The sequence below is a fragment of the Pseudomonas sp. NPDC087598 genome (genome assembly GCF_044743525.1).
Lineage (GTDB): Bacteria > Pseudomonadota > Gammaproteobacteria > Pseudomonadales > Pseudomonadaceae > Aquipseudomonas.
On record NZ_JBIUWQ010000021.1, the window covers coordinates 24,602 to 50,514 of the forward strand.

The 25,913-nt window shown below is 59.4% G+C and carries 29 protein-coding genes and 1 riboswitch; of the genes, 15 read left to right on the forward strand and 14 right to left on the reverse strand.

Annotated features, from left to right (window positions below; all coding sequences use genetic code 11):
* Window positions 1-9: 9 nt before the first annotated feature.
* Genes ACIOWE_RS13790 through sctW form a run of 7 tightly spaced genes read right to left on the reverse strand, consistent with a single transcriptional unit; the run spans window position 10 to window position 4,769 of the window.
* Window positions 10-444: an LcrR family type III secretion system chaperone gene (locus ACIOWE_RS13790; protein ID WP_201231585.1), complete on the reverse strand. Its 435-nt coding sequence runs from the start codon at window positions 442-444 to the stop codon at window positions 10-12.
* Window positions 441-2,567 carry a type III secretion system export apparatus subunit SctV gene (sctV, locus tag ACIOWE_RS13795; RefSeq protein ID WP_201231586.1) on the reverse strand — a complete coding sequence of 709 codons (2,127 nt, stop codon included), beginning with the start codon at window positions 2,565-2,567 and terminating at the stop codon, window positions 441-443. Before sctV ends, ACIOWE_RS13790 begins: the two co-directional genes overlap by 4 nt.
* Window positions 2,551-2,892 carry a M48 family metallopeptidase gene (locus ACIOWE_RS13800; protein WP_201231587.1) on the reverse strand — a complete coding sequence of 114 codons (342 nt, stop codon included), beginning with the start codon at window positions 2,890-2,892 and terminating at the stop codon, window positions 2,551-2,553. The genes sctV and ACIOWE_RS13800 overlap by 17 nt, the downstream gene beginning before the upstream one ends.
* Before the next feature lie 5 nt (window positions 2,893-2,897).
* On the reverse strand, window positions 2,898-3,263 hold the full coding sequence (locus tag ACIOWE_RS13805; RefSeq protein ID WP_401392142.1) for a YscX family type III secretion protein: 366 nt from the start codon (window positions 3,261-3,263) through the stop codon (window positions 2,898-2,900).
* The gene (sycN, locus tag ACIOWE_RS13810; RefSeq protein ID WP_401392144.1) at window positions 3,260-3,628 is read right to left on the reverse strand and encodes a type III secretion chaperone SycN; all 369 of its coding nucleotides are present in this window, start codon (window positions 3,626-3,628) and stop codon (window positions 3,260-3,262) included. Before sycN ends, ACIOWE_RS13805 begins: the two co-directional genes overlap by 4 nt.
* A gap of 9 nt (window positions 3,629-3,637) precedes the next feature.
* On the reverse strand, window positions 3,638-3,913 hold the full coding sequence (locus tag ACIOWE_RS13815) for a TyeA family type III secretion system gatekeeper subunit (protein ID WP_201231590.1): 276 nt from the start codon (window positions 3,911-3,913) through the stop codon (window positions 3,638-3,640).
* Window positions 3,894-4,769 carry a type III secretion system gatekeeper subunit SctW gene (gene sctW, locus ACIOWE_RS13820; protein ID WP_401392147.1) on the reverse strand — a complete coding sequence of 292 codons (876 nt, stop codon included), beginning with the start codon at window positions 4,767-4,769 and terminating at the stop codon, window positions 3,894-3,896. Before sctW ends, ACIOWE_RS13815 begins: the two co-directional genes overlap by 20 nt.
* 192 nt (window positions 4,770-4,961) lie before the next feature.
* Here sctW and sctN point away from each other — a divergent pair, with 192 nt between their 5' ends.
* The 9 genes from sctN (at window position 4,962) to ACIOWE_RS13865 (ending at window position 12,881) form a co-directional block, all read left to right on the forward strand.
* Entirely contained in the window at window positions 4,962-6,284 is a 1,323-nt protein-coding gene (gene sctN, locus ACIOWE_RS13825) for a type III secretion system ATPase SctN (protein WP_401392150.1), read from the forward strand.
* Window positions 6,281-6,748, forward strand: a complete 468-nt coding sequence (locus ACIOWE_RS13830) for a YscO family type III secretion system apparatus protein (protein ID WP_401392153.1) — start codon at window positions 6,281-6,283, stop codon at window positions 6,746-6,748. The genes sctN and ACIOWE_RS13830 overlap by 4 nt, the downstream gene beginning before the upstream one ends.
* Window positions 6,745-7,752, forward strand: a complete 1,008-nt coding sequence (locus ACIOWE_RS13835) for a type III secretion system needle length determinant (protein WP_401392156.1) — start codon at window positions 6,745-6,747, stop codon at window positions 7,750-7,752. The genes ACIOWE_RS13830 and ACIOWE_RS13835 overlap by 4 nt, the downstream gene beginning before the upstream one ends.
* Entirely contained in the window at window positions 7,749-8,681 is a 933-nt protein-coding gene (sctQ, locus tag ACIOWE_RS13840; protein WP_401392160.1) for a type III secretion system cytoplasmic ring protein SctQ, read from the forward strand. Before ACIOWE_RS13835 ends, sctQ begins: the two co-directional genes overlap by 4 nt.
* Window positions 8,678-9,331 carry a type III secretion system export apparatus subunit SctR gene (gene sctR, locus ACIOWE_RS13845; RefSeq protein ID WP_201231596.1) on the forward strand — a complete coding sequence of 218 codons (654 nt, stop codon included), beginning with the start codon at window positions 8,678-8,680 and terminating at the stop codon, window positions 9,329-9,331. The genes sctQ and sctR overlap by 4 nt, the downstream gene beginning before the upstream one ends.
* Before the next feature lie 4 nt (window positions 9,332-9,335).
* A complete protein-coding gene (sctS, locus tag ACIOWE_RS13850) occupies window positions 9,336-9,602 on the forward strand; it encodes a type III secretion system export apparatus subunit SctS (RefSeq protein WP_201231597.1) in 267 nt (88 codons plus the stop codon).
* Window positions 9,599-10,387 (forward strand): type III secretion system export apparatus subunit SctT, encoded by a 789-nt coding sequence (gene sctT / locus ACIOWE_RS13855; RefSeq protein ID WP_201231598.1) that lies wholly within the window; start codon window positions 9,599-9,601, stop codon window positions 10,385-10,387. The genes sctS and sctT overlap by 4 nt, the downstream gene beginning before the upstream one ends.
* Window positions 10,384-11,442: a type III secretion system export apparatus subunit SctU gene (sctU, locus tag ACIOWE_RS13860; RefSeq protein WP_201231599.1), complete on the forward strand. Its 1,059-nt coding sequence runs from the start codon at window positions 10,384-10,386 to the stop codon at window positions 11,440-11,442. Before sctT ends, sctU begins: the two co-directional genes overlap by 4 nt.
* Window positions 11,443-11,618: 176 nt before the next feature.
* Window positions 11,619-12,881, forward strand: coding sequence for a sodium:proton antiporter (locus ACIOWE_RS13865; protein WP_201236470.1), 1,263 nt, complete (start codon window positions 11,619-11,621; stop codon window positions 12,879-12,881).
* A 59-nt stretch (window positions 12,882-12,940) separates the two neighbouring features.
* On the opposite strand, the gene ACIOWE_RS13870 is transcribed toward ACIOWE_RS13865, so the two are convergent.
* Together ACIOWE_RS13870 and ACIOWE_RS13875 are read right to left on the reverse strand one after the other, a co-directional pair.
* Window positions 12,941-14,224 carry an amidase gene (locus ACIOWE_RS13870; RefSeq protein WP_401392167.1) on the reverse strand — a complete coding sequence of 428 codons (1,284 nt, stop codon included), beginning with the start codon at window positions 14,222-14,224 and terminating at the stop codon, window positions 12,941-12,943.
* Complete coding sequence (locus ACIOWE_RS13875; protein ID WP_401392170.1) at window positions 14,211-14,627, reverse strand: VOC family protein; 417 nt, start codon at window positions 14,625-14,627, stop codon at window positions 14,211-14,213. The genes ACIOWE_RS13870 and ACIOWE_RS13875 overlap by 14 nt, the downstream gene beginning before the upstream one ends.
* A gap of 104 nt (window positions 14,628-14,731) precedes the next feature.
* On the opposite strand from ACIOWE_RS13875, the gene ACIOWE_RS13880 reads away from it, so the two are divergent.
* Complete coding sequence (locus tag ACIOWE_RS13880; protein ID WP_401392173.1) at window positions 14,732-15,607, forward strand: LysR substrate-binding domain-containing protein; 876 nt, start codon at window positions 14,732-14,734, stop codon at window positions 15,605-15,607.
* Here ACIOWE_RS13880 and ACIOWE_RS13885 read toward each other — a convergent pair.
* Together ACIOWE_RS13885 and ACIOWE_RS13890 are read right to left on the reverse strand one after the other, a co-directional pair.
* Window positions 15,604-16,485 (reverse strand): formate/nitrite transporter family protein, encoded by an 882-nt coding sequence (locus ACIOWE_RS13885; protein ID WP_401392176.1) that lies wholly within the window; start codon window positions 16,483-16,485, stop codon window positions 15,604-15,606. The two genes, ACIOWE_RS13880 and ACIOWE_RS13885, sit on opposite strands and share 4 nt — an antisense overlap.
* Window positions 16,486-16,658: 173 nt before the next feature.
* Entirely contained in the window at window positions 16,659-17,066 is a 408-nt protein-coding gene (locus ACIOWE_RS13890) for an acyl-CoA thioesterase (RefSeq protein WP_016984776.1), read from the reverse strand.
* A 197-nt stretch (window positions 17,067-17,263) separates the two neighbouring features.
* Window positions 17,264-17,362, forward strand: a riboswitch (S-adenosyl-L-homocysteine riboswitch).
* Window positions 17,363-17,385: 23 nt separating this feature from the next.
* On the opposite strand from ACIOWE_RS13890, the gene ahcY reads away from it, so the two are divergent.
* The 4 genes from ahcY (at window position 17,386) to ACIOWE_RS13910 (ending at window position 22,894) form a co-directional block, all read left to right on the forward strand.
* On the forward strand, window positions 17,386-18,795 hold the full coding sequence (gene ahcY, locus ACIOWE_RS13895; protein ID WP_401392179.1) for an adenosylhomocysteinase: 1,410 nt from the start codon (window positions 17,386-17,388) through the stop codon (window positions 18,793-18,795).
* A gap of 187 nt (window positions 18,796-18,982) precedes the next feature.
* Window positions 18,983-19,828: a methylenetetrahydrofolate reductase [NAD(P)H] gene (metF, locus tag ACIOWE_RS13900; RefSeq protein WP_108591836.1), complete on the forward strand. Its 846-nt coding sequence runs from the start codon at window positions 18,983-18,985 to the stop codon at window positions 19,826-19,828.
* A gap of 148 nt (window positions 19,829-19,976) precedes the next feature.
* On the forward strand, window positions 19,977-20,789 hold the full coding sequence (locus ACIOWE_RS13905; protein WP_401392183.1) for a substrate-binding periplasmic protein: 813 nt from the start codon (window positions 19,977-19,979) through the stop codon (window positions 20,787-20,789).
* Between the two features lie 221 nt (window positions 20,790-21,010).
* Window positions 21,011-22,894 (forward strand): DEAD/DEAH box helicase, encoded by a 1,884-nt coding sequence (locus tag ACIOWE_RS13910; protein ID WP_401392186.1) that lies wholly within the window; start codon window positions 21,011-21,013, stop codon window positions 22,892-22,894.
* Between the two features lie 87 nt (window positions 22,895-22,981).
* Here ACIOWE_RS13910 and ACIOWE_RS13915 read toward each other — a convergent pair whose 3' ends face one another.
* Entirely contained in the window at window positions 22,982-23,353 is a 372-nt protein-coding gene (locus tag ACIOWE_RS13915) for a nuclear transport factor 2 family protein (protein WP_201198521.1), read from the reverse strand.
* Window positions 23,354-23,480: 127 nt separating this feature from the next.
* On the opposite strand from ACIOWE_RS13915, the gene ACIOWE_RS13920 reads away from it, so the two are divergent.
* Entirely contained in the window at window positions 23,481-24,368 is an 888-nt protein-coding gene (locus ACIOWE_RS13920) for a LysR substrate-binding domain-containing protein (RefSeq protein WP_201238580.1), read from the forward strand.
* A gap of 55 nt (window positions 24,369-24,423) precedes the next feature.
* On the opposite strand, the gene ACIOWE_RS13925 is transcribed toward ACIOWE_RS13920, so the two are convergent.
* Window positions 24,424-25,017: a YceI family protein gene (locus tag ACIOWE_RS13925; RefSeq protein WP_401392189.1), complete on the reverse strand. Its 594-nt coding sequence runs from the start codon at window positions 25,015-25,017 to the stop codon at window positions 24,424-24,426.
* Between the two features lie 31 nt (window positions 25,018-25,048).
* Window positions 25,049-25,600 carry a cytochrome b gene (locus ACIOWE_RS13930; protein ID WP_201236460.1) on the reverse strand — a complete coding sequence of 184 codons (552 nt, stop codon included), beginning with the start codon at window positions 25,598-25,600 and terminating at the stop codon, window positions 25,049-25,051.
* Between the last annotated feature and the right edge of the window lie 313 nt (window positions 25,601-25,913).

A 25,913-nucleotide genomic window follows, 5' to 3' on the forward strand; every position in this document is an offset into this window, starting at 1 on the left:
GGCTTCCTGTCAGGCACGGTCGATTTTTTGTCGTTTTCGCATTGATTGCAGCGAACACACGTGTCCGGCCTGTAACTCGAACCAGCCGGCTTGCGGCTCGGCGGCGCCCGTCCAGCGACGATAGAAACGCTCCATCCGCTGGCCCTCCAGCGGACTTCCGGCCATCGCATCTACCTTGCCGTACAAACCGGCCTGCGGCCCGAGAACCGCGAGTACCGCCTCAGCCAGTACATAAAGCGCAGCAAAGGAATTGCCCAGACCGCGGCGCCCGTCGACGCGGCGCAGCATGACAATCCAGACCCGCGAACCTTCGCAGCGCCAGGCCAGCTCACAGCCGCCATGCACGAATCGCCAACCCAGCGACAACGAGCTCTGGCGCAGAAAATGCGGTTGAATGTCATAGCCTTTCGCTTGCAGCCAGTGCGTCAATGGATCGCCGCTCATAACGAAACCCGCCCCAAGGGCTGAATATTGATTTGCTGGGTCAGCTCCTGATACGACAGCACCGGCAAGCCGTAGTAATCGCCTTCAATCAACTTGCGCACGTAGCGGCGGATGTCCATCGACACGACCAACACTGGTTTGGTCTGCATTTGCGAGAGGTCGCCGACGGTCTGCCGGACTTGTTCGAGGAAGGACTGGGTGACGGCCGGGTCCAGTGCCAGATAGCTGCCGGCACTGGTCTGGCGGATGCCGCCACGAATCTGCTCTTCTACCAATTGGTCGAGCAGATAGGCCGGCAGGATGTTGTTGCCGCTCGAATACTTGTAGCAGATGTAGCGTTTGAGGCTGCTGCGGATGTATTCGGTGAGTTGCACCACATCTTTCTCTTTTTGCCCCCACTCGACCATCGCTTCGAGAATCGCCCGCAGATTGCGGATCGAGATGTCCTCGCCCACCAGGCGCTGAAGAATCTCGGTCATGCGCTGCAACGGAATGATGCGTTGGGCTTCTTTCACCAGTTCCGAATAGCTGTGCTCCATCTGCTCCAGCAGGTAACGGGTTTCCTGGATGCCGATAAAGTCTTCGGCGTATTCGCGCAGCACATGCGACAGGTGCCAGGTCAGCACCTGATCCATGGTCAGGAAAGCGCATCCGGATCGCTCCAGCCGCCCTTTGTGCTCGGCGTCGACCCACAACGTCGGTTGGCCCGGCAGCACCGGTTCGCCCTCCTCAAACGGCACGCCAATCAGCTCCAGCTGACTGGCCCTTTCCTGCACCAGCAACTGCGCACTGCGCAGGCGCCCACGTGCCACCGGCACCTCTTGCAACTGAATCAGGTATTCGCCGTCTTTCAAGCCGTCATTGAAGCGCAGATGGATACCCGGAAACGGAACGCCAAAGTCCAGATAGAGCGCACGTCGTACCCGCACCAGCTCATCATTGAGGGCGAGCGCCTCAAATTCCTGCTGCATGCCCGCATCGACATCGATCAGCAAGGGTACGGTCATGGCGAACTCTTCCTTGTCACCCAGGCGCGAGCCTTTGGGCTTGCTGCCCGAGGGCTTGGATTTGGGCCTGGCCGATGACGCGGCGCCCGCACCTTGCGCCAACAGCGTCGGCAAATCCTTGGGGTTGTTCTCGGCGACCAGAGCGCGTTGACGCAACAACATGAAGTAGCCGCCACCGCCCACCACGGCCGCCAACACCATGAACGTCACCGTCGGGAATCCGGGGATAAGCCCGAACAACACCAGCAGCACACCACCGATCAACAGGGCCTTGGGCTGCGCCACGACTTGATCGCCGATGTCATTGCCCAGGTCCGAAGCGCCATCTGACGAGTCCCGGGTCACGATGATCCCGGCCGTGATCGCGATTAACAGGGCCGGTACCTGGCTGACCATGCCGTCGCCAATAGTCAGCACCGAGTACAACTGCAAGGCATCGCCGGCGGTCATGCCCTTTTGGGTCATGCCGATGGTGATGCCCGCGAGGATGTTGATGAAGATGATGATCAGGCCGGCAATCGCATCGCCTTTGACGAATTTCATCGCGCCATCCATCGAGCCGAACATCTGACTCTCGCGCTCGATCACCGCTCGCCGGTCCCGCGCTTCGTTGACGTCGATGACACCGGCGCGCATATCGCCGTCGATACTCATTTGCTTGCCGGGCATCGCATCCAGAGAGAATCGCGCGCTGACTTCAGCCACGCGCTCGGCACCTTTAGTGATGACCAGAAACTGCACAATGGTGATGATCAGGAAGATGATGCAACCCACCACCAGATTGCCGCCCACGACGAAGTTGCCAAACGTGTAGACGATCTGGCCGGCGTCGGCTTCCAGCAAAATCATGCGCGTGGTGCTGACCGACAACGCCAGCCGGAACAACGTGGTGATCAACAACACCGCCGGGAATACCGAAAATTGCAGCGGCGAGCTGACGTAGACCGACATCATCATCAACACCACCGACACCGTGATGTTGATCGCAATCAGGATGTCGAGCAGGAACGGCGGCAGCGGCAGGATCATCATGAACACCACGGCCAGCAGCATCACGGCCAGCATGATGTCCTGGCGTTCGCCCACCTTCCTCAGGAAATCAGACAGCGCGTTCATAAGACTCTCGCTGACTCAGAAACCGTTCGTGAGCGACGCGGGCATCAGCCATGCGTCCCTGTAACTGGCACGCGCGACTGACACAGTCCCACAGCGCCAGGTCATCCTCACCATCGGCCAGCAACCGGTCGCATTGACGTTCGGCCAATGCGCCCTCCTCCAATTGCAACAGCGCCACCACCAACGCCCTGCGCGCCTGGCGATGGGTCGGATCGACCGCCAGCAGCGCTTCAAGAAATATCCGTGCCCGACCTGGCTGGCCGCACTGCAGCTGTAACCAGCCGAGCAGTAGCAGCAGGTTTTGCTGTACCGGTTTCAACATCATGGGGGTCATACCTTGTGCAGCAAATGGAGAGCCATCTGCAGCAAATACTCGTCTTCGCTGCGGGCTTTGAGCAGCGCCAACGCAGCCTGAAACTCGGGCACATCGGGCGTAGAGATTTGCTGCTCGAGGTTTTTCAGAGCCTGGCGAAACGCCTGGGGTCGCAGCAGTTCCTGAAAGCTTTCGTCGGGACGGGCAAACGCCAGCAGCCGCCGCCCGGCGAGGTCCGTCGGGTACAGACTATCGAGGTGGGTCTCGACTGAGTGGCCATCGGGCGGCAGCACATAGCGCTCGGGCAAGACGCTGGTGCGATGCTGCTCCCCGACCTCGGTCAGTTGTTCAATGCCAATGTGCGGTGCGCTGATCCGACTCACGGCTCAAGCACCGCGCGGCGCGCCGAACTCAATGTGCGCAGCGCCTGATGCAACACCGGGGCGGTGACGCGCCGCTCATCCAGAGTGATCAGCAGTAACAGACGTCCGCTCGCCCACGCGCATCGCATCGGCAATGCCGGCCCGGTGCGGCTGAAGGTCAACGCCAAGGCACGAATCGCCCCCTGATGAACCTGATGCCACGCCAGATCCACCGCCAGCCACAGCGTAAGTTTGCGCTCATGCCGCTCGAGTTGCAGTGTGCCGGACTCTTCGAACTCCAGCTGAATCAGCGCCCCTGCCGGAGCGGGTACGACCACCCCGAGGTCCTGGCAAAACTGGGCCAATGCCTGGTCAATCCAGTGCATGTCGTTTACTCACTGTGCCTGCCATTCGTCTTCTTCCTGATCAATAGCCAGATCCAGCGCAAGCTGACAGGCATTGAGCAGGTTTTGACGCTGCTCCTCATCGCTAAAAATTTCCGTAGGGATCAGGCGGATCAGGCGTTTGATCTCACGAAAGAAATGGATCCGGCGTGCCGCGTCCTTGATTGCCAACGGCACGATCAGCCGCTGCACGTCCTGAACGTTCGCCCAGCGTTTGTCGACCAGGCCGATCAACCCTCCCATCAGGTCAGAAGGCCCGTATGCCATGCCCTCGCTCCCCTGTTACCAGCGCCTGCCAGAGCGCGTTGACCTGGTCCGAAAGGCCTGTCAGCACCCGCAACTTGTGCATGTCGCTCATTACTCGTTCGAGCTTGATCGGGTCGAGCCGCGCCTGCTGACTGTCGAGGTCGGCACTCAACGCCTTCATCAAAAATCCGGTCACGCCTTCCAGCGCGCTATTGCCGAACCGCGCATGAATGTCGTCCCACGCCGCACTCAAGCCGCGATAGTCCATGACGGCATCGCGGTAGGTGTCTCGCAGTGACTGGATGTCTCCAATCCCCTGCTCTGCCGCTTCCTTCGCCAACGGCCCGATCTGTAAGCCAAGCTCGATGGCGTGGCCCTGTTCCTGGGCCATCTCCAGCAGCGCCTGGTCAATCAGCTCGACTATCGCCCAGGCGTCGGTCTTGTCGGCCAGCTCTTTGCGCGCAAAGGTCAAGGCAACAAACTGATGACTGATCTCTCGAGAAAACCCCTTGAGGTACGCCTTGAGCTGCGCAAGGTTGTTCAACTGGCCGCTGCCGAGGTGCGCGACGAGGGCTTCGAGTTTTTGTTGCGACTCAAGGTCCGGGACTTTCCTGAGGTGCTCTTCGAGCATTTCAAGGATTTCACTGAGCCGCGCATGGCCGTCGCTGACGCTGCGCTTGGCCAACGACTTTTCCACTCGCTCGGAGAACGCGAAGGTCAGCTCTTCAGCGGCGTCAGCCATCGACTGACTGGTGGAAACGTACTGCACACGTTCGCCCTGGAAGCTGCCGGTCGGCCGGCTTTCACGCGCAATGTCCGTCTCGGTCTGTCGATCCGGCAGCGACGCCGCAGGGACGACACTCTGAATAATGGCCATAGGAGCACTCGCTTGCAGGCAACGGAGATGTGAATGCCATTGTAGAAACACGTCTGCCGGGGGCTCTGCCAAAATCGGTCGCTTTTTTTTAGGCCTTGCGCCAACCAATTTCTAAAAACTTGCGACCGGCACTGAAATTACCGCAGCGGGCCTTTATTTATAGTGGCCGCCAGTCCCACACCCAAGCCGACCATGCACCTCTCACTCGAACACATCACCGGCCAGATGCAGCAGGCCATCGATAAAGGTCGGCTGATTCAAATTCGCGGCCGGGTTACCCAAGTCACCGGCACACTGCTCAAAGCGGTGGTCCCGGGTGTGCGCGTGGGCGAACTGTGCCAACTGCGCAACCCGGACCAGTCGCTGTCGCTGATGGCCGAAGTCATCGGGTTTCAGCAGCATCAGGCGCTCTTGACCCCGCTGGGTGAAATGCTCGGTATCTCCTCGAATACTGAAGTCAGTCCGACCGGCACCATGCATCAGGTTGGCGTCGGCGATCACTTGCTGGGCCAGGTGCTTGATGGCCTCGGTCAGCCACTCAACGGCATCAGCCTGGGTGAGCCCGCTGCCTGGTACCCGGTTTACCGCGATGCACCGGACCCGATGAGCCGCCAGTTGATCCAGCGGCCGATTTCCCTCGGCGTGCGTACCATCGACGGCCTGCTGACGTGCGGTGAGGGTCAACGCATGGGCATATTCGCAGCGGCCGGCGGAGGTAAAAGCACGCTGCTGGCCACTTTGATGCGCAGCGCTGACGTCGACGTCATCGTTCTGGCACTGGTCGGTGAGCGAGGCCGGGAGGTACGCGAATTCATCGAGTCGGACCTCGGTGAGCAAGGGCTCAAACGCTCGGTGCTGGTGGTCGCCACATCTGACCGACCGGCCATGGAGCGCGCCAAGGCCGGGTTTGTCGCCACCACGATTGCCGAGTATTTCCGCGACCAGGGTAAACGCGTGCTGCTGCTGATGGACTCGGTCACCCGGTTTGCCAGGGCCCAGCGAGAGATCGGCCTGGCTGCTGGCGAGCCGCCGACGCGGCGCGGCTACCCGCCCTCGGTGTTCGCCGCCTTGCCGCGATTGATGGAGCGGGCCGGCCAGTCGGACAAAGGTTCGATTACCGCGCTGTATACCGTGCTGGTCGAAGGCGACGACATGACCGAGCCCGTGGCGGACGAGACCCGCTCGATTCTCGACGGGCACATCATCCTCTCGCGCAAGCTGGCCGCGTCCAACCACTACCCGGCCATTGATGTACTGCGTTCGGTCAGCCGGGTGATGAACCAGATCGTGACAAGCGAACACCGCGATGGCGCCAACCAATTGCGCGAATGGCTAGCCCGCTACGAAGAGGTCGAGTTGCTGATCAAGATCGGCGAATACCAGAAAGGCCAGGACCCGGTGGCCGACCGGGCCATCGAGAAAATGGAAGGTATCCGTGCCTGGTTGCGTCAAGGCACTCACGAACCCAGTGATCTGCCGCGCTGCCTTGAACAACTCATGAGTCTGACCCGATGACGTTACCCACCCTGCTGCGCATCAAGAGCTTGCGCGTCGAGCGCGCGGAACAGGAGCTGCAACGCCAGGAGCGGCGGGCTGCCGAGGCACACCGTAGCCATCAGTCCGCGATCGCCGAACACCAGCAATACCGAGAGTGGCGCCAGGCGCAAGAGCATCAATTGTTCGAGCACTGCAAGGCCAAACCCATGAACCGCAAAGCGCTTGAACAGTGGCAGCAACAAGTGGCCCTGCTGCGAGAAAAGGAGGCGGCACTGGAGCAGGCCATCGCCGAGCACGCCGAACACCTGACCCAGGAACGCGAACGCCTGCGCTTGAGCCGACGGCGCTTGCAGGAGGCTCAGCAGCAGGTGGAAAAATTCACCGAATTGACCCGCCATGCCCTCGCCGAGGAACGGCTGTTGCTTGAGTTCAAAGAAGAACAGGAGCTCGAAGAGTTCCGTCGTGTCGAGGCCGTTTCATGAGCAGAACTTCTCCACCGGACTTCCCGCAGGATGTCTTTGCGCGCACACCGGCCCCGGCACGGGTTGCAGCCGATCAGAGCCGTCAGGCTGAATTCGAACGGGCACTCAACCATAAACCTGATGCGAACGAGAAACGTCGGGCCGAAGCTTTGCGCAAGTCCGATAGCCGTGAACCGGGCAAAACGCCTGCGAATGCATCGCGCATTCCGGAAGATGATTCCCGGCACGTCCCAGAGACCGCAAACCACAGACGAAAATCGCTCACCGGCCCTGAGTCAGATCCGGACACGCCGGATGAGCGCGCTGAAAAGGACGGAGCCGGCGCGCAACCGGAGCCTGGATCAGAACCCACGCCATCGCCCACCGGCGCGCATCAGCAACCCATGCTTGCGAGCGAACGCCCCGTGCCTGCCACAGGCCCGCGCGAAAACACCCCGGTGACCGCGAAGAACGCGGAACCGGGTCTGCCCGTTCCGCCCGGCGACCCTGCACTCGGGGTCGTCGCAGAAACGGCCTCTGACCAGCACAATTCTTCTGGCGAGCAAGAGCAACAGCCGCCCTTGAATGCACTGTTCGAAGAGCCAAAAGCTGCTGCAGGCATGACCCAGACTCCGGGTGACAAACTGCTCGCCCGCTTGCTCAACAACGCCGAGCCGCCTGCGCTGAGCAGAGATCTCGACAAGCTGATGCAAACCCTGCAACTGCACATCCATGCCGGCGTTTCCCGCAATGGAAGCACCACGTTGCTGCAGGTGAACCTGGCGCAACTGGGACAGATCGATGTGCAACTTGCCCATTCGCATGGGCACCTGCACGTTGAAATCCAGGCCAGTCCCGGAAGCCTGCTGCAACTTCAACTCGCCCGTGGCGACCTGATGGAGCGCCTGCAACGGCTCAACCCCGGACAACCGATCCAGTTGACCTTTAACCAGCATCAGCATGGAAGCGACCAAGGTTCGCGCCAGCGTCGGCACGTGCAGGACGAGTGGGAGCCAGACACATGAGCAGTCTGGAACTGCCTCGCGTTGAAGCTTGCGCACTGGCCTTGCAACAGAAAGTCAGTCGTTGTCGCACGCGCTACCCGCTCGCGGACGGCGAAGCCCGACTGACGTACCTGGCGCAGCGCGACGCGCTGGATGTGCGGCTCAATGTTCACTGGCAAGGTCTGACCATGAGCTGGCGCTGCCACAGTGCAAGCCTCGCCGGATGGCTTGAACCCCACTTGCAGGAAGCTGCGTTCAGCAGCCTGCCACCGCCGCTGCAATTGGCATTGCTGGAGCTGGAAAGTGCGGTGCTGCCGGGGCTCATCTGGAAAAGCATCGAACCTTGTCGACCCGAATCCGGCACGAATACACCGACGCTGGCGTTGACGCTGTCACGCGGCGCGCAGCGTCTGGTGATCTGGCTTGAGGGCGTCCCCGACGCGCTGCTTGCGTGCATGCCCGCGCGCCCATTGGCAGAGCTGACGGCAATAGCCTTGCGACTCTCGCTGCAATGGGGGCCGGTTTGCCTGCTCCCGGCGCAACTGCATTCACTGGCCACCGGTGATCTCCTGTTGCTGCCAGCGCGCCACGACGCCGCCAGCCCCTTACTCGGCGTCGTCGAAGACCGCCCATGGGCACGATTTCGCCACCACGATTCTCAACTGGAACTGCTCGCCATGCACAACGAAGCGCCCGTCGAAACCACACAGGATCTGGCCAGCCTGGATCAACTCCCGGTCCAGGTCAGTTTCGAAGTGGGCCGTCAAACCCTCGACCTGCACACCCTCGTCACCCTGCAGCCAGGGTCGTTGATCGATCTGGCCACGCCGCTCGAAGGCGAGGTACGGATTCTCGTCAATCAGCGCTGCCTTGGCGTGGGTGAACTGGTGAGCATTCAGGATCGCCTCGGCGTGCGTATCACCCGTCTGCTGCAGGATCAGCCCACATGATTCAACTGCCTGACGAGCTCAGCCTGATTTTCGGATTGGCGCTGCTGGCATTGCTGCCATTCATTGCGGTCATGGCCACCTCATTCATCAAGATGACCGTGGTCTTCTCATTGCTGCGCAACGCCCTCGGCGTGCAACAGATCCCGCCAAACATGGCCATGTACGGTTTGGCGATCATCCTGAGCCTGTACGTGATGGCCCCCGTCGGTTTCGCGACCCGCGATTACTTGCGTACACATGACGTCAGTCTCAGCAACACCGAGTCGGTGGAGCAGTTCCTCGACGAAGGCATGGAGCCATATCGGGCCTTTCTGAAAAAGCAGATCAAGCCCCGCGAACACGCATTTTTCGTCGACAGTACCCGCCAGGTCTGGCCCAGCGAGTACGCGGACCGCCTCGAACCCGACAGCCTGTTGATCCTGCTGCCGGCGTTCACTGTCAGTGAACTGAGTCGCGCCTTCGAAATCGGTTTTCTGATTTACCTGCCGTTCATCGCAATTGACCTGATCATCTCGAACATCCTGCTGGCGATGGGGATGATGATGGTTTCGCCGATGACCATTTCCTTGCCGTTCAAGTTGCTGCTGTTCGTCTTGCTGGATGGCTGGGCGCGGCTGACTCACGGTCTCGTGATCAGTTACGGAGGTTGACGGGGTGAATAACGCCGAGATCCTTCACTTCACCAGCCAGAGCCTGTGGCTGGTGCTGATTCTGTCGATGCCCACTGTGCTCATGGCCGCCGCCGTCGGCACGCTGGTGTCGCTGGTGCAGGCGCTGACCCAAATCCAGGAGCAGACACTGGGTTTCGTCGCCAAACTGATCGCCGTGGTCGTCACACTGTTTGTCACGGCCGGCTGGATGGGCAACGAATTGTATGCCTTCGCCGAACTGACCCTGCTCAAGATTCCCCTCGTGCGATGAGCATTCAGGACCTGCAACAGCTTCTGCTGGCCTACACCCTGCTGCTGCCAAGAATCATCAGCTGCTTTGTGGTCATGCCGATTCTCAGCAAACAAATGCTCGGTGGCGGTCTGCTGCGCAATGGCGTGGCGTGCTCACTGGCACTGTTCGCCTACCCCACCGTCGCCGGCACATTACCGATGACGCTGGATGGCATTGATCTGGCCATGCTGATCGGCAAAGAAGTGCTGCTCGGCCTGCTCATCGGATTTGTCGCAACGATCCCGTTCTGGGCCATCGAGGCGACCGGCTTCATCATCGACAACCAGCGCGGGGCCTCCATTGCCTCGACGCTCAACCCGACGCTGGGCAGCCAGACCAGCCCTACCGGCTTGTTGCTGACACAAACCCTGATCACCCTGTTTTTCACCGGAGGCGCGTTTCTGACCTTGATCGGCGCGCTGTATCAGAGTTACGTCAGTTGGCCGGTCGCGACGTTCTTCCCGTATATCGGTAGCCAGTGGGTGGACTTTTTCTACGGGCAGTTCGCGCAACTGCTGCGTTTGTGCCTGTTGCTTGCCGCACCCCTGCTGATCGCCATGTTCCTGGCCGAATTCGGCCTGGCCCTGATCAGCCGTTTCGCCCCGTCGTTGAACGTGTTCATCCTCGCGATGCCGATCAAAAGCATCGTCGCCAGCCTGCTGCTGGTGATTTACCTGAACGTATTGATGGACCACGCCTATGACAGCCTGTTGATCGCCATCGATCCGCTGCGCCAGTTGCGCCCGGTACTGGAGACGCCATGAGTGCGGAAAAAACCGAACAGCCCACACCGAAGAAAATCCGCGATGCACGGGCCAAAGGCCAAGTCGTCAAAAGCCGGGAAGTGGTGTCCACCGCACTGATCCTGGCATTGATCGCCACGCTCATCGGGTTCTCCGACTACTACATGGAGCACCTCGGGCAACTGATGCTGATGCCCGAAGAGTACGTGAACCTGCCTTTCCGACTGGCCTTGCAGTTGATGGTGGAAAACCTGTTCCAGGAGATGATTTATCTCTGCCTGCCACTGTTGGTCGTCGCAGCCGTGGTGGTGATCGCGGCGCATCTGGCGCAGTACGGGTTCCTGCTCAGCGGCGAATCGATCATGCCCGATCTGCAAAAGATCAACCCGGTGGAAGGCGCCAAGAAGATCTTTTCGATGCGCAGCCTGGTGGACTTCCTCAAATCGCTGTTCAAGGTGGCATTGCTCACGGTGTTGGTGTGGACGACTCTGGCCGACAATCTCGATGCGCTGGTCCGCCTGCCCGGTTGTGGCCTGGCCTGCATCGCACCGGTGATCGGTCTGCTGCTTGAGCATTTGCTGGTGGTCTGTGGCGTCGGGTTCATCGTGATCTCGGCGCTTGACTACGCCTTCGAGCGTTACCAGCACACCAAGCAATTGCGCATGAGCAAGGACGAGGTCAAACGCGAATACAAAGAGATGGAAGGCAGCCCGGAAATCAAAAGCAAGCGTCGGCAGTTTCATCAGGAATTGCAGTCAAGCAACCTGCGCGCCGACGTCAAACGCTCCTCGGTGATCGTCGCCAACCCCACCCACATCGCCGTGGGCATTCGCTACGTAAAGGGCGAGACACCGCTGCCGATCGTCACCTTGAAACACACCGAAGCCATGGCCCTGCAGGTGCGGCGGATTGCCGAGGAAGAAGGCATCCCGGTATTGCACCGAGTGCCGCTGGCCCGGGCGCTGTATCAGGACAGTCATGTCGATCAGTACATCCCCGCTGACTTGATTCAGACCACCGCTGAAGTGTTGCGCTGGCTCGACAGTCAGCAACAAACCCCTCCACCGGAGCTATAACACGCCTCGGCACTTGCGGTTTTTTTCAGGCCAAGCGGTAACGGCGTGCCGATCATGCGGTCAACGCAGGCACGGTCTAAAGCCTCGCTGAATGTAACTCCTGCTGAAAACCACGCATCACAGTGATGCCCGCCACGCCGGGCTGTCTTCTTACGCCTTCATCCAAAGGAACCCGGATGCTTGAACTTGTCGCCGCTTTCATCTGCCTCACCACCCTCCTGACTTTCGTCAATTTCCGCTTCATCGGCCTACCGCCGACCATCGGCGTGATGGTCACCGCACTGATGTTCTCCCTGCTGCTGCAAGGCCTGAGCCTGCTCGGTTACCCCGGCCTCGAAGAGCGTGTGCAGCAACTGATCGGCCAGATCGACTTCGGCGATCTGCTGATGAACTGGATGCTGTCGTTCCTGCTGTTCGCCGGCGCCCTGCACGTCAACCTGAATGACTTGCGCAGCTACCGTTGGCCCATCGGCCTGCTGGCAACGTTCGGTGTATTGATCGCGACCGCTGTGATCGGCAGCCTCGCCTATTACATTTTTGCCTTGTTCGGCTGGCACGTGAGTTTCCTCTACTGCCTGCTGTTCGGTGCGCTGATTTCGCCGACCGACCCGATCGCCGTGCTCGGTGTGCTGCGAACCGCCAACGCCTCGAAACCCCTGAAAACCACTATCGTCGGCGAATCGCTGTTCAACGACGGCACTGCGGTTGTGGTGTTCACCGTGTTGCTGGGCATCGCCCAACTCGGCGAAACCCCGACCGTCAGCGCCACCGCCATGCTCTTCGCTCATGAGGCGATTGGTGGCGTGCTGTTCGGTGGGCTGATCGGTTATCTGGTCTATCTGATGATCAAGAGCATCGAGCAGCACCAGATCGAAGTGATGCTGACGCTGGCGCTGGTCATCGGCGGCTCGGCGATGGCGGCCGAGCTGCACGTCTCGGCGCCGATTGCGATGGTGGTCGCCGGTCTGATTATCGGCAACCTCGGTCGCAACCTGGCGATGAACGACATGACCCGCAAATACCTCGACGGCTTCTGGGAGCTGCTCGATGACATGCTCAACGCACTGCTGTTCGCGTTGATCGGTCTGGAACTGTTGCTCCTGCCGTTCAACTGGCTGCATGTGGCCGCAGCAAGCCTGTTGGCGGTGGCGATTCTGCTGTCGCGCCTGCTCACCGTGGCCCCGGCCATTCTGCTGCTGCGGCGCTGGCGGACGGTGCCGCGCGGTACGATTCGCGTGTTGACGTGGGGTGGTTTGCGCGGTGGCGTATCGGTTGCCCTCGCCCTGTCACTACCACTGGGTGCCGAGCGTGACTTGTTGCTGAGCATCACCTACATCGTCGTGCTGTCATCGATTCTGCTGCAGGGCCTGACCATTGGCCGGGTCGTTCGTGGCGTTACTACTCCACAAAGCGTCAGCGCTGCCGATTCTGCACACTGACCCTTGATCCGGGCACCGTCGCAGCGCACTCGCGCTGCGACGGACTGCCGCCTCCCGTATCAACTGGCAGTTCTCAACACTGCATCAACCTGCTCCGCTGCGTGTAACAGCAGGCTGTCTTGTCGAAAATCACCGATCATTTGCAGTCCAACGGGTAACGCCCCGGCATTGCGCATGAGAGGAAGGTTGATCTGAGGCAAACCAAACGCCATCCAGCACTTGCTGAAATCGGAAGGTCCGGTCGCGCCAAGCCCCAACGGAGCGACGATGCCACAGCTCGCACCCAGCACGGCGTCAAACGGTTTGAACAGCGGTTTCAGCACAGCGGCCAGCGTTGCCAAACGCTGCTTTGCCGCAGACTCTTGCTCCCACGTCGTCAGACGGGCGCGTTCAATCATGGCCAACAATTCATCACTGAGTAGCTCAGGGTGCGCTTGCAGTTCTTTGGCCAGTGATCGTGCACCCTCGCAATCGTTGATCAATAAATGGTCATCGAATACCGTCGCAAACTCCTCGGGCAACGTCACCTCGCTCACTTGATGCCCCGCCAGACGCAGCGCTTCAACCGCAGCGTGCAATAAACTGGCGACGCCCGCGTCGACCTGATCCCAGCGTGCCGTACGACAGAAGCCGAACGTGCATGACTGACGCTCATGAGCACGCGTCGGCAAACCAGGAATCAGGACTTGGGCCAGCAGTTGCAGATCACGCACCGAGCGGCCGTACCAACCCACCGTGTCGAAGCTCGGCGCCAAGGGCTTGACCCCTTCCAGAGACACCAGTCCGTAAGAGGGTTTGAACGCATACAGTCCGCAATACGAGGCCGGTTTGATCAATGACCCGGCTGTCTGTGTACCCAACGCGAGTGGAAAAAACCCAGCCGCCATTCCCGCTGCCGAACCGGCACTGGAACTGCCGGGTGTGCGATCAAGATCATGTGGATTGCGCGTTGGGCCGGTATGCATGTAAGCGAATTCGGTGGTGTGGGTCTTGCCCATGATCACCGCGCCGGCCTGGCGCAGAAGCGCGACGACATGGGCGTCACGCGATGGACAGTTGTCCGCATAGATCGGGGAGAAAAAACGCGTGGGATGATCCACGGTGTCATAGATGTCTTTGACCCCCACGGGTATACCCGCGAGCAGGCCTTTCGCGTGGTCGTTTTTCAGTTGGCGAGCCTGACTGCGCACCCCGTCCGGGTCGAATGAAACAAAGGCTTTTATGCTTTGCTCTTGCGCTTCGACACAGTCGAGAAAGTGCTCGGCAACTGTCTCTGCGCTCACGACATCCGAACGAACCATTGCGGAAATGGCGGTGGCGTCCTTTTGGTTAAAGTTGTGCATAAACGCCCTGCAGATCAGTGAAGCCCTTTATCTCGATGGGATTTCCGGCCGGGTCCAGAAAGAACATGGTTGCCTGCTCACCGGGTTCTCCTGGAAAACGAATGCTCGGCGGCAAAACAAATTGCACCTGGGCTTTGAGCAAACGGGCTTTCAAGGCCAGCCAGTCAGACATCTCAAGTATCACGCCAAGATGCGGCATCGGCACGTTGTGCTCACCGACTTTCCCGGTGTTACTCACTGCAAAGGGTTCTCCCAGATGCAACGACAATTGATGCCCGAAAAAATTGAAATCAACCCAGGTATCGGTGCTGCGCCCTTCCTCGCATCCGAGCAGATCACCGTAGAACTGGCGGGAGAGCTGCAAATCGCGGACGTGCATAGCAAGATGAAAAATCGACTGCATGGAGAACTCCTGACGATCGCCGAATGACGGAAACAGCTGAAGACTGTGCGGTTTCAATCAAAAGAGATAGCCTGTAATTCTTTCCGCTATCGAAAGCATTTCTTATGGATACGCGCTATTTAAAAAGCCTTATCACCGTCGTGGAATGTGGCTCGATCGCCCATGCCGCCCGCGTCAAAGGACTGACGGCAGCAGCTATCAGCCAGCGAATTCTCGCGCTCGAACGGCAACTCGGTTTTGAACTGTTATCTCGCGTCGGCCACGCCGCCAAGCCGAGTCAGGCGTGCCTGGGCTTATTACCCAGAGCCAAACGCATCGTTCGCGAAACCGCATTGCTGGCGGGAGATGCCGACGTGGCAGGGCTCACGGGGCAGTTGCGAATCGGCGCGATTTCCACAGCTCTGACGGGGGTCCTGCCTGGAACATTGCGAGCACTGACCGAGCTGGCGCCGGGGCTCACGCCAGTGATCGTGCCGGGTACATCGCGATCGCTGTATCAAGCCCTTCTCTGCGGGGAAGTGGACGCTGCGATCCTGGTTGTTCCACCATTCGAATTGCCCAAGGCCCTGCAAGCAGTATCCCTGCGCAAGGAACCGCTGGTGTTTCTGTCGAAGGAAAAGTCCTCGGACAGCATCCCCGCCCAACTGAAGAGCCAGGCGTACATCCGCTACGACCCTGATGCCTGGGGCGGTCGGCATGCCGAGCATTATTTGGCGGACCACGGATTGGCGCCGACACCGCTGGTGGATCTCGACGCACTGGAAACCATTGCCATGCTCGTGACCGGAGGCCTGGGTGTAAGCCTTGTGCCTTATTGGTCCGGCTTTGAACAATGGGGTCATAAATGCGCCGTAAGCCGGATTGGTGATAACCGGTATGAGCGAGAGATTGCGCTGATCAGTCCTGTGCAGACTGATCGGCCGAACATGATCAGCGCTTTGTGCGAGGCACTTTCAGTTGCGGAGCCTGACCGCGCTTAATCCTTCTTCGACTCGCCATGAGCCTTCTCAGTGTCGTTGGATTTCAGTGAGCCGCTTTCGCTGCGGATCTGTGCATGACTGATCAGCGCGAAGATGAAGCTGCCGCCGATTATGTTGCCCGCCAGTGTTGGCCCGGCGAATACCATCCAGAAATCGCTCCACGGCAGTTCGCCGGCAAACACCAGGTACGAAACCTCCGCCGAGCCCACCACGATGTGGGTGAAATCGCCGAGGGCCATGAGGTAGGTGATGAGGATGATGATCCACATCTTCGCGCTCTCCATGGACGGGATCATCCAGACCATGGTGGCGATCATCCAGCCGGAGACGATGCCTTTGGCGAACATCTGGCTGGCGTGGTTTTCCATGACCTTGCGGCCGATTTCGAGGAAGGCCTGGTCGGTCTTGGTGTCGAAGATCGGCAGTTCAAGCATCACGTACGCCACCAGAATGGTGCCGCACAGGTTGCCGAACAGCACCACGCCCCACAATCGGATCAGCCGACCGAAATTGCCAAGGGTCGGTTTGGTCATCACCGGCAGTACGGCGGTCAGGGTGTTCTCGGTGAACAATTGCTGACGGGCGAGGATCACTGCGAGAAAACCCGCGCAGTAGCCAAAACTGGCAATCACCTTGAATTCATCACCTTCGGGCAGGCGCGAATTGAGCAGGCCCATACCCATCAATGACAGGCCCATGGTCAGCCCGGCGGCCAGCGCCGACCACCATAGCGCGGCAATGCTGCGCTCCAGCTCCTGATCGCCCTGAGTACGGATTATTTCGTGCAGAACCGCCGCGCGGGGCGGCTGGCTTTTCTCGACTTCGTGCTGCTCTTTGGCCGAGAGGTCGGGGGTCTTGCCGTCGGTTGGCGTGGTCATGGCGTGGGAACCGGTGGGGGGCTTTTAGCTACGACCCCCGCCGTTCACAGCTGTTCAGTGGCCTGATGAATCTTCGGTGTTATTGAAACCGCTATCGCGAGCAGGCTCACTCCTACATGGACTGCGCTGTACCTGTAGGTGTGAGCCTGCTCGCGATGAAGCCGACTCAGATGTTACTTGGTGACGAGTTCATCTTCCTGGAACTGGTCTTTGACGTACTTGATCTCGGTACGCCCGTGCGGAGCCGGCAAGCCATCTTCGCCGAGATTGACGAATACCATCTTCTCGACCGTGAGGATGCTCTTGCGGGTGATCTTGTTGCGCACTTCGCAGGTCAGGGTGATCGAGGTGCGTCCGAACTCGGTGGCGGTGATGCCCAGTTCGATGATGTCGCCCTGGCGCGAGGCGCTGACGAAGTTGATTTCGGAAATGTACTTGGTCACCACGCGCTGATTGCCCAGTTGCACGATGGCGTAGATCGCCGCTTCTTCGTCGATCCAGCGCAGCAAGCTGCCGCCGAACAAGGTGCCGTTGGGGTTCAGGTCTTCGGGTTTTACCCATTTGCGGGTGTGGAAATTCATGTTCACTCCTGAGCGTTTGCCGAAAGATGGGCGCCATCTTGGCAGACTGATCGGTCATGCTCCATGCGGCTTCGACTATGGTCGCCATTAACGATCTTCATTTGGCCGACAGAAACCCTTTGGAAGATCAGTCTAGACGGCTATAATCGCCCCCGTTTCAAAACGGTAACGTTCACTTGCTACCGTTTTCCCGCCACCTGTCCGAGGGGCGCTGCAGCAGGTTCAACCTGTCAGGCTCGGATGGGGCGTTGACTGGCCACGGCCGGACACTAAACGCACAACGGCGCCCATTCGCATACATTACGAATGGAGGCTCTTCATGAGCGCTGTTATCACGCCTGCAGATTTTAACGATTACAAAGTTGCCGACATGTCCCTGGCTGCCTGGGGCCGTCGCGAAACCATCATCGCCGAATCGGAAATGCCGGCCCTGATGGGTCTGCGTCGCAAGTACGCTTCCGAGCAGCCGCTCAAGGGCGCGAAAATCCTCGGCTGCATCCACATGACCATTCAGACCGCCGTGCTGATCGAAACCCTGGTTGCCCTGGGTGCCGAAGTACGCTGGTCGTCCTGCAACATTTTCTCGACTCAGGATCAGGCTGCCGCGTCCATCGCTGCTGCCGGCATCCCGGTTTTCGCCTGGAAAGGTGAAACCGAAGAAGAGTACGAGTGGTGCCTGGAGCAGACCATCCTGAAGGATGGCCAGCCATGGGACGCCAACATGATCCTCGACGACGGCGGCGACCTGACTCAGTTGCTGCACGACAAGTACCCACAGGTTCTGGACCGCGTTCACGGCGTGACCGAAGAAACCACCACCGGCGTACACCGTCTGCTGGACATGCTGGCCAAGGGCGAGCTGAAAATCCCGGCCATCAACGTCAACGACTCGGTGACCAAGTCCAAGAACGACAACAAGTACGGCTGCCGTCACAGCCTGAACGACGCGATCAAGCGTGGTACCGACCACCTGCTGTCCGGCAAGCAAGCGCTGGTCATCGGTTACGGTGACGTGGGAAAGGGCTCGGCCCAGTCCCTGCGTCAGGAAGGCATGATTGTTAAAGTATCCGAAGTTGACCCGATCTGCGCCATGCAAGCCTGCATGGACGGTTTCGAACTGGTTTCGCCATTCGTCGACGGTATCAACGACGGCACCGAAGCAAGCATCGACAAAGCGCTGCTGGGCAAGATCGACCTGATCGTGACCACCACCGGAAATGTCAATGTTAGCGACGCCAACATGCACAAAGCCCTGAAGAAGCGCGCTGTTGTCTGCAACATCGGTCACTTCGACAACGAAATCGACACCGCTTTCATGCGCAAGAACTGGGCATGGGAAGAAGTGAAGCCACAGGTACACAAGATCCACCGTACCGGCCCGGGCGCTTTCGACGCGCAGAACGACGACTACCTGATCCTGCTGGCCGAAGGCCGTCTGGTGAACCTGGGCAACGCCACTGGTCACCCGAGCCGCATCATGGACGGTTCGTTCGCCAACCAGGTGCTGGCGCAGATCTTCCTGTTCGGCCAGAAGTACGCCGACCTGTCGCCAGCCCAGAAAGCCGAGCGTCTGACCGTTGAAGTACTGCCGAAGAAACTCGACGAAGAAGTGGCCCTGGAAATGGTTCGCGGCTTCGGCGGCGTGGTCACTCAACTGACCAAGCAACAGGCTGACTACATCGGCGTCACCGTCGAAGGCCCGTTCAAGCCGCACGCTTACCGCTACTAAGTAACCGGCTGCTTTATTTGTCGGACTGGCTTGTTGTGGCGAGGGAGCTTGCTCCCGCTGGGCTGCGAAGCGGCCCCAGGATTTTGGGAGCGCTGCGCGCTCCAGCGGGAGCAAGCTCCCTCGCCACATAAGCACGCTCCTACAGATGAAACATACCGTAGGTTTTCGTGTTTCCAAGGGTATGACCATGTCCCAAGACCGTCGCTACAGCTTCGAGTTCTTCCCGACCAAGACCGATGCTGGGCATGAAAAACTGCTCAACGTTGCCCGTCAGTTGGCAACGTACAATCCTGATTTTTTCTCCTGCACCTATGGCGCTGGTGGTTCGACCCGTGATCGCACCCTCAACACCGTTCTGCAACTGGAAAGCGAAGTCAAAGTACCGGCCGCACCGCACCTGTCGTGCGTCGGCGACAGCAAGGACGACCTGCGCGGCCTGCTGAACGAGTACAAGGCTGCCGGCATCAAGCGCATTGTTGCCCTGCGTGGCGACCTGCCGTCCGGCATGGGCATGACCAGCGGCGAGCTGCGTCACGCCAATGAACTGGTTGAATTCATTCGTGAAGAAACCGGCAATCATTTCCACATCGAAGTGGCCGCTTACCCGGAGATGCATCCGCAAGCGCGCAATTACGAAGACGATCTCGCCAACTTTGTGCGCAAGGCTCGTGCCGGCGCCGACAGCGCGATCACCCAGTACTTCTTCAACGCCGACAGCTACTTCTACTTCGTCGACCGTTTGCAGGCACTGGGCGTGGATATTCCGGTAGTACCGGGGATCATGCCGATCACCAACTACAGCAAACTCGCGCGCTTCTCCGACGCCTGCGGTGCGGAAATCCCGCGCTGGATCCGCAAGCAACTGGAAGCGTATGGCGATGACAGCCAAAGCATTCAGCGCTTCGGCGAGCAAGTCGTCAGCGAGATGTGCGAACGCCTGCTGCAAGGTGGCGCACCAGGGTTGCACTTCTATTCCATGAACCAGGCTGAGCCTAGCCTGGCGATCTGGAACAACCTGAAGTTGCCGCGCTAAAAGCTTCAAAGCAAGATCAAGAGATCGCAGCCTTCGGCAGCTCCTACAGGGGTTGTTGTCGCTGCGATTTTTTGCGTTTGAATCCGCGAATTAGAGCTTGTGCAGGCACTTTCTGGCTCTTTCGCGTTTCTCGTCGTAATCTCAAGCCATGCCTTTGATCGCGCAGTTATTCACCGTGCTGGTTTTTGCTTGCCTGAGCTTCGCCGCTCGAGGCGAGAAGCTGCGCATTGTCACCGAGCCGTGGGCGCCTTATGTCTACGAGGAGAACGGCAAGAACCTCGGTCTCGACTACGAAACCACCGCCATCGTGTTCAAACGCCTGGGCATTGAAGTCGAATGGCAATTTCTGCCTTGGAAACGCTGTCTGTCGATGCTGGAAACCGGTCAGGCCGACGGCGCACTGGATATCTTCCACAGCGACGAGCGCGATGCCACCCTGCTCTACCCCAGCGAACCGCTGTCGGATGTCGAGTTCGTGATGTTCTACGCCAACGATCGACCGCACCCTTTCAGCAACCTCGAAGAACTCAAAGGCCTGACCATCGGCACTTCACCGGGTTATCTGTACAGCCCCGACTTTCGCGAATCGACACTGTTTACCCGTGAGCCGGCGCCGACCCACGAAGCCAATTTCGGCAAACTGGTGCGCGGACGCATTGACCTGCTGATCACCGATCGCCGCGTTGGTCAGCATTTGCTCGATCAGTTGGATATCCGCGATCAGATTACCGAAAACCCGACAGTCATTAGCCGCCAGAGCCAGTTTCTTGCGGTTCGGCGCAATGCCGGGATGGATTTTCTGGTGCAGCGTTTTGGTGCCGAGCTCAAGCGATTCAAGCGTGAACCGGCGTACGCCGAGCTGAGCGCACGCTATGGCGCGGCGCCCAGCGCTGGCGCACCGTCAGGCAATGCCTCGGCCAGCAGTAAAACCGTTGAGCAGCAGGAAAGCAGCGCGCAGTGATTGCTCTGTTATACTCCGGCGTTCCCGCCAGGCTCACGCCCGGACGCCCGGAACCGTAAAAGGCCTCTCGACCCGCTACAGCGCAGCTTTCAGCCCGCGCGAGCGCTCCTGACGTGCCTTCGGAACCGCAGCAGGACCGGACGGGATTGCGTCCTCTTAAACGTGATTCGCGCCAGGCAAGACTCCCATTGGGCCAAGCCCTAACTAAAACAGGATTACTCATGTCCTTTGCTTCCCTCGGTCTCTCCGAGGCTTTAGTCCGCGCCATCGAAGATGCGGGCTATACCGAGCCTACTCCGGTGCAACAGCGGGCCATTCCCGCCGTGTTGCAAGGTCGCGACCTGATGGTTGCGGCTCAGACAGGTACTGGTAAAACCGGCGGCTTCGCCCTTCCGATCCTGGAGCGGTTGTTCCCCAACGGTCACCCGGACAAATCCCAGCGTCACGGCCCGCGCCAACCGCGCGTCCTGGTCCTGACCCCGACCCGCGAACTCGCGGCCCAGGTACACGAGAGCTTCAAGATCTACGCCCGTGACCTGAAATTCGTCAGCGCCTGCATCTTCGGCGGCGTCGGCATGAACCCACAGGTTCAGGCCATGTCCCGTGGTGTTGACGTCCTCGTTGCCTGCCCGGGTCGTTTGCTCGACCTCTGCGGCCAAGGCAGCGTCGATCTGTCCCACGTTGAAATCCTCGTCCTCGACGAAGCTGACCGCATGCTCGACATGGGCTTCGTCCACGACGTGAAGAAAGTTCTCGCACGTCTCCCGGCCAAGCGTCAGAACCTGCTGTTCTCGGCAACGTTCTCCAAAGACATCACCGACCTTGCCGGCAAGCTGCTGCATAACCCGGAACGCATCGAAGTGACGCCGCCGAACACCACGGTCGAGCGCATCGAACAGCGCGTATTCCGTCTGCCGGCCAGCCATAAACGTGCGCTGCTGGCTCACCTGATCACCGCAGGCGCCTGGGAACAGGTGCTGGTGTTCACCCGCACCAAGCACGGCGCCAATCGTCTGGCCGAATACCTCGACAAACACGGCCTGCCAGCCGTGGCGATCCACGGTAACAAGAGTCAGAACGCCCGCACCAAAGCCCTGGCCGATTTCAAGGCTGGCGAAGTGCGCATTCTGGTTGCCACCGACATCGCTGCTCGCGGTCTGGACATCGACCAGTTGCCACACGTGGTCAACTTCGAGCTGCCAAACGTCGATGAAGACTACGTGCACCGTATCGGCCGTACTGGCCGCGCCGGTCGTTCGGGCGAGGCGATTTCGCTGGTCGCGCCGGACGAAGAGAAACTGCTGAAAAGCATCGAACGCATGACCAAACAGAAGATTGCCGACGGCGATCTGATGGGCTTCGACTCCAGCACCATCGAGGCCGAGAAGCCTGAAGTGCGCGAACGTCCGGACGTGCGCAACCCGCGCAATTCCCGTGGCCCGCGCGGCGACGGCCCGAATGGCGGCGGCGGTGGCGGCGGTCGTAAAGACAAAGGCAAGGACAAGGGCAAAGACAAACCTGCCGGCGAACGCGGCGAGCGCCCTGCCCGTCAGCAGAAACCACGCGAAGGCACCCCGGCCCGCGAACAGCGTCCGAGCCAAACGCCACGCGCCGCTGCCGATCGTGCACCGGACGAATTCCTCGACGACGATATCGATAATTTCGGTAACCGCGTTGACTACGTGCCAAAGCCTGCCCCTGCCGGCGGTCGCGGCCGTCGTCCAGGCGCACCGGCTCAGGGCGCAGGTGCGGGTACCGGCGCGCCACGCGGCGGTCAGTCGCAAGGTCGACAGAACGGTCCGCGCAACAGCAACGGTTCCAGCACCGGCACCCCGCCAGCCAAACGCAGCGGGCCGCGCAATGGCGCGCCGCGTGATGGCCAGTCGGGTCGTCGTGACGAGTCTTCCTCGTCGTCGCGCAACCGCCGTCCGGCCCGTGACGATCAGCCACGCAGCGAACCCGCCGTGCAGAACCCGCGCAGCACTGGCCCGAAGATCATGCACAAGGAGTCGAAGGCTGATCGCTTCCCGACACCTGAGCAGCTCGATCAACTGCCAAGCCGCCCACGCGGCGAAAAACCGGCATTGCTGACCCGCAATCGCTGAGTGCCCCCTCACAAAAACGCCCCGACTGGTTCGGGGCGTTTTTGTTTGGAGCGGTCAATTCGATTGCCCTCTCTCACAGCCTGACAATCACGCCACGCTGCCTTGTTTATGGAAGAGCTTGGCGAAAATCATCCATTTGCCTTGCACTTTCATCACGTTCAGATAGTCGACCATAATATTGTCGAACAGTCGCAGACGTACCTTAACCATCGCCATTTCCGGCGACATCACATCGATCATCAGAATCTCGTCCAGGCTCGCAAATCCGCGCTCTTGCGGCGATTCGCGGCCTTGCACCATGGCGCGATATTGCGCGAAGGGCCGCACGGTCACTTCCCCGTCCTGCGCACTGTAGAGAACACAGCCTGGGTGGAAAACTTCGTCGAAGCCCTGTAAATCCTGGGTTTGTAACACGCTGAAGTAGTTCTCCAGCATTGCCTTGATTTCATTGATTAGCATGAACAGATCCTAGTCGAAGGGACACGAAGTCATTAACGCCCACCGGGCGTGCGGTGGATTATTCGCAACCTCGACAATCCACGTATAGCGGCGTTTTTTGCCCGGTTCAGTGAATGGAATTCAACTATTGAAACTCCCTCCGTTAGCCGCCCTTCGGGCGTTCGAAGCCCTCGCAAGACTGGGCAAGGTCAACCTCGCCGCCACTGAACTGCACGTCACCCACAGCGCCGTCAGCCACCAGATACGCTCACTGGAGGAATACCTGGGTATCAACCTGACTGAGCGCAACGGTCGAGGCGTAGCGCTGACCGAAGAGGGACGTGTTTACGCTTATCAGATCCGCCAATCGCTCGGTGAAATCGCCGGCGTCACAGAGAAATTCCTGTACAGAACCCGACACCCGCAACTGTCCCTCTCGGTGCTGCCGTCCTTTGGCATGTTCTGGTTGTTGCCTCGCCTGCAAGGATTTATCGACGCCCACCCTGGCTTGCGCCTGAAACTGGTGGCCAGCATGGAGCTGTCCAGTTTCGAGGGCGAAATCATCGACGCCGCCATTCGGTTCGGCCATGGAAAATGGCCAGATGTGCACTGCGAACCGCTGATGTCAGATTCATTGATCGTCGTCGCGGCCCCTCAATTCAATCACGGGCGCTTGCCGACGGACGCCGCTTCCGTCCTTGAGCACCCGCTGCTTCACGCCAGTGAAAGCTGGTCGACATGGCTGACGGCGGGAGGCGTCGAGCAAACCCGCCCCCCGGCGGCACTCGAGTTCACTGATTCAACGTTGATGCTGGAAGCCGCGCGCCTGGGCTACGGCGTTGCACTGACACGTCGATCCATTGCTCACGCCATGATCCAGCGTGGGCAACTGGTCAGGCTGACCGACGTCGAACCCGTGCACGCATCCCGATATTTCATGCTGTGGCCAACTCATTCCAGACGTTCGGCACAGCTGGCGAGCTTACTGACGTGGCTGCGCCAGCAAATCATCGAGTATCAAGACAGTATTGCCTGAACGCCAGACAGCAAAACGCCGACCCGAAGGTCGGCGTTCTGATGGCACAATCTACTTACTTCGCTTTCACACCTTCAAACGAGATGTACAGGTCGACTTTGTCGGACTGTGGACCCAGGTCCATCATCTTGCCGAAATCAGAACGCTTGATGCTGGTGGTGCCTTCGAAGCCGGCACGGTAGCCGCCCCATGGATCGTTGCCTTCACCCAGGAAAGTAGCCTTGACCACGATTGGCTTGGTCACGCCGTGCAGGGTCAGGTCGCCGGTCACATCAGCAGTTTCTTTGCCGTCGGCGTTTTTGCCGGTGGACTTGACGCTGGTGGACACGAAAGTCGCCTTGGCGAACTTGCTCACGTCCAGGAAGTCTTTGCTGGCGATGTGCTTGTCACGTTCGGCGTGGTTGGTGAACACGCTGGACGGGTTTACGTTGAATTCGATTTTGCTGTCTTCAGGCTTGGCAGCGTCAAAGCTGAACTTGCCGTCGATATCCTTGAAGGTACCGGTGATGTAGCTGTAGCCCAAGTGGCTGATCTTGAAGTCGACGAAGGCGTGCTGGCCTTCTTTGTCGACGGTGTAATCAGCGGCCATTACGTTGGCGGACAGCACGGCAGAACCGATTGCCAGAGCGGCCAGAGTCTTTTTCAACATGCTTTCTTTTCCTTTGAGTCGAGGTTGAATTTCAGGCTTTGCGACCGAGCATTCGCGTCAGGGTCGCATCACGATCGATAAAGTGGTGCTTCAATGCTGCCAACGCATGGAGGCCGGAAAAAATTACCACCGCCCACGCCAGCCAGAGATGAATCACCCCAGCGGTATCTGCCTGATCCGGTAGCCCGGAAACCAGTGCAGGAACTTCAAACAGGCCAAACACCGGGATCCCGACACCGTCTGCGGTGGAAATCAGGTAACCGGCAATCATCACAGCGAACAGCGCGAGATACAGAAACCCGTGGCCGAATTTGGCACCGATACGGGTCATGCGGCTGTAGCTTTGCAGCGTCGGCGGCGGTGGGCTGATAAAACGCCACAACACCCGCAAGACCATCACGCCCAACAACACCAGACCGATGCTCTTGTGCAGGTCCGGCGCGTCTTTGCGCCAGGTGCTGTAGTAATCCAGCCCAACCATCCACAGACCCAGCGCAAACAGTCCGAAAACCACCAGCGCCACGCCCCAGTGCATGAAGATGCTGACCCAACCATAGCGCGAAGAAGAGTTACGTAGCTGCATTGCCCAAATCCTGTGAGAACTGCGAACCAAGACTAGCGAGTTATCTATCGAATTAAAGCGGAAAATTTCGCTTTGAAATATCGAGAAATACGATCAAGAGTCTGGAAGTGGCTTGTTAAGGAAAGATTAAAGGCGATTTTGTCGGGAGATGCTCAGGGCAAAATGGTCGATTTTCGCGGTCCGACTCGGCGTCAGCAAGCGTGATACCGGCAGGCGACTTTCACGGCAAGGTCAAAAATAGCGAAACTTTTCAATCAATAAATATGTATCTCTGTTTGCACTTTTCAACCTGATCAAATGGTGACTCAAATCA

What these genes read in the sequence shown, in the direction of transcription:
- ACIOWE_RS13790 (WP_201231585.1), bottom strand. Translation starts at nt 444, where the DNA reads ATGAGCGGCGATCCATTGACGCACTGGCTGCAAGCGAAAGGCTATGAC.
- sctV (WP_201231586.1), bottom strand. Translation starts at nt 2,567, where the DNA reads ATGAACGCGCTGTCTGATTTCCTGAGGAAGGTGGGCGAACGCCAGGAC.
- ACIOWE_RS13800 (WP_201231587.1), bottom strand. Translation starts at nt 2,892, where the DNA reads ATGATGTTGAAACCGGTACAGCAAAACCTGCTGCTACTGCTCGGCTGG.
- sycN (WP_401392144.1), bottom strand. Translation starts at nt 3,628, where the DNA reads ATGCACTGGATTGACCAGGCATTGGCCCAGTTTTGCCAGGACCTCGGG.
- ACIOWE_RS13815 (WP_201231590.1), bottom strand. Translation starts at nt 3,913, where the DNA reads ATGGCATACGGGCCTTCTGACCTGATGGGAGGGTTGATCGGCCTGGTC.
- sctW (WP_401392147.1), bottom strand. Translation starts at nt 4,769, where the DNA reads ATGGCCATTATTCAGAGTGTCGTCCCTGCGGCGTCGCTGCCGGATCGA.
- sctN (WP_401392150.1), top strand. Translation starts at nt 4,962, where the DNA reads ATGCACCTCTCACTCGAACACATCACCGGCCAGATGCAGCAGGCCATC.
- ACIOWE_RS13830 (WP_401392153.1), top strand. Translation starts at nt 6,281, where the DNA reads ATGACGTTACCCACCCTGCTGCGCATCAAGAGCTTGCGCGTCGAGCGC.
- ACIOWE_RS13835 (WP_401392156.1), top strand. Translation starts at nt 6,745, where the DNA reads ATGAGCAGAACTTCTCCACCGGACTTCCCGCAGGATGTCTTTGCGCGC.
- sctQ (WP_401392160.1), top strand. Translation starts at nt 7,749, where the DNA reads ATGAGCAGTCTGGAACTGCCTCGCGTTGAAGCTTGCGCACTGGCCTTG.
- sctR (WP_201231596.1), top strand. Translation starts at nt 8,678, where the DNA reads ATGATTCAACTGCCTGACGAGCTCAGCCTGATTTTCGGATTGGCGCTG.
- sctT (WP_201231598.1), top strand. Translation starts at nt 9,599, where the DNA reads ATGAGCATTCAGGACCTGCAACAGCTTCTGCTGGCCTACACCCTGCTG.
- sctU (WP_201231599.1), top strand. Translation starts at nt 10,384, where the DNA reads ATGAGTGCGGAAAAAACCGAACAGCCCACACCGAAGAAAATCCGCGAT.
- ACIOWE_RS13865 (WP_201236470.1), top strand. Translation starts at nt 11,619, where the DNA reads ATGCTTGAACTTGTCGCCGCTTTCATCTGCCTCACCACCCTCCTGACT.
- ACIOWE_RS13870 (WP_401392167.1), bottom strand. Translation starts at nt 14,224, where the DNA reads ATGCACAACTTTAACCAAAAGGACGCCACCGCCATTTCCGCAATGGTT.
- ACIOWE_RS13875 (WP_401392170.1), bottom strand. Translation starts at nt 14,627, where the DNA reads ATGCAGTCGATTTTTCATCTTGCTATGCACGTCCGCGATTTGCAGCTC.
- ACIOWE_RS13880 (WP_401392173.1), top strand. Translation starts at nt 14,732, where the DNA reads ATGGATACGCGCTATTTAAAAAGCCTTATCACCGTCGTGGAATGTGGC.
- ACIOWE_RS13885 (WP_401392176.1), bottom strand. Translation starts at nt 16,485, where the DNA reads ATGACCACGCCAACCGACGGCAAGACCCCCGACCTCTCGGCCAAAGAG.
- ACIOWE_RS13890 (WP_016984776.1), bottom strand. Translation starts at nt 17,066, where the DNA reads ATGAATTTCCACACCCGCAAATGGGTAAAACCCGAAGACCTGAACCCC.
- ahcY (WP_401392179.1), top strand. Translation starts at nt 17,386, where the DNA reads ATGAGCGCTGTTATCACGCCTGCAGATTTTAACGATTACAAAGTTGCC.
- metF (WP_108591836.1), top strand. Translation starts at nt 18,983, where the DNA reads ATGTCCCAAGACCGTCGCTACAGCTTCGAGTTCTTCCCGACCAAGACC.
- ACIOWE_RS13905 (WP_401392183.1), top strand. Translation starts at nt 19,977, where the DNA reads ATGCCTTTGATCGCGCAGTTATTCACCGTGCTGGTTTTTGCTTGCCTG.
- ACIOWE_RS13910 (WP_401392186.1), top strand. Translation starts at nt 21,011, where the DNA reads ATGTCCTTTGCTTCCCTCGGTCTCTCCGAGGCTTTAGTCCGCGCCATC.
- ACIOWE_RS13915 (WP_201198521.1), bottom strand. Translation starts at nt 23,353, where the DNA reads ATGCTAATCAATGAAATCAAGGCAATGCTGGAGAACTACTTCAGCGTG.
- ACIOWE_RS13925 (WP_401392189.1), bottom strand. Translation starts at nt 25,017, where the DNA reads ATGTTGAAAAAGACTCTGGCCGCTCTGGCAATCGGTTCTGCCGTGCTG.
- ACIOWE_RS13930 (WP_201236460.1), bottom strand. Translation starts at nt 25,600, where the DNA reads ATGCAGCTACGTAACTCTTCTTCGCGCTATGGTTGGGTCAGCATCTTC.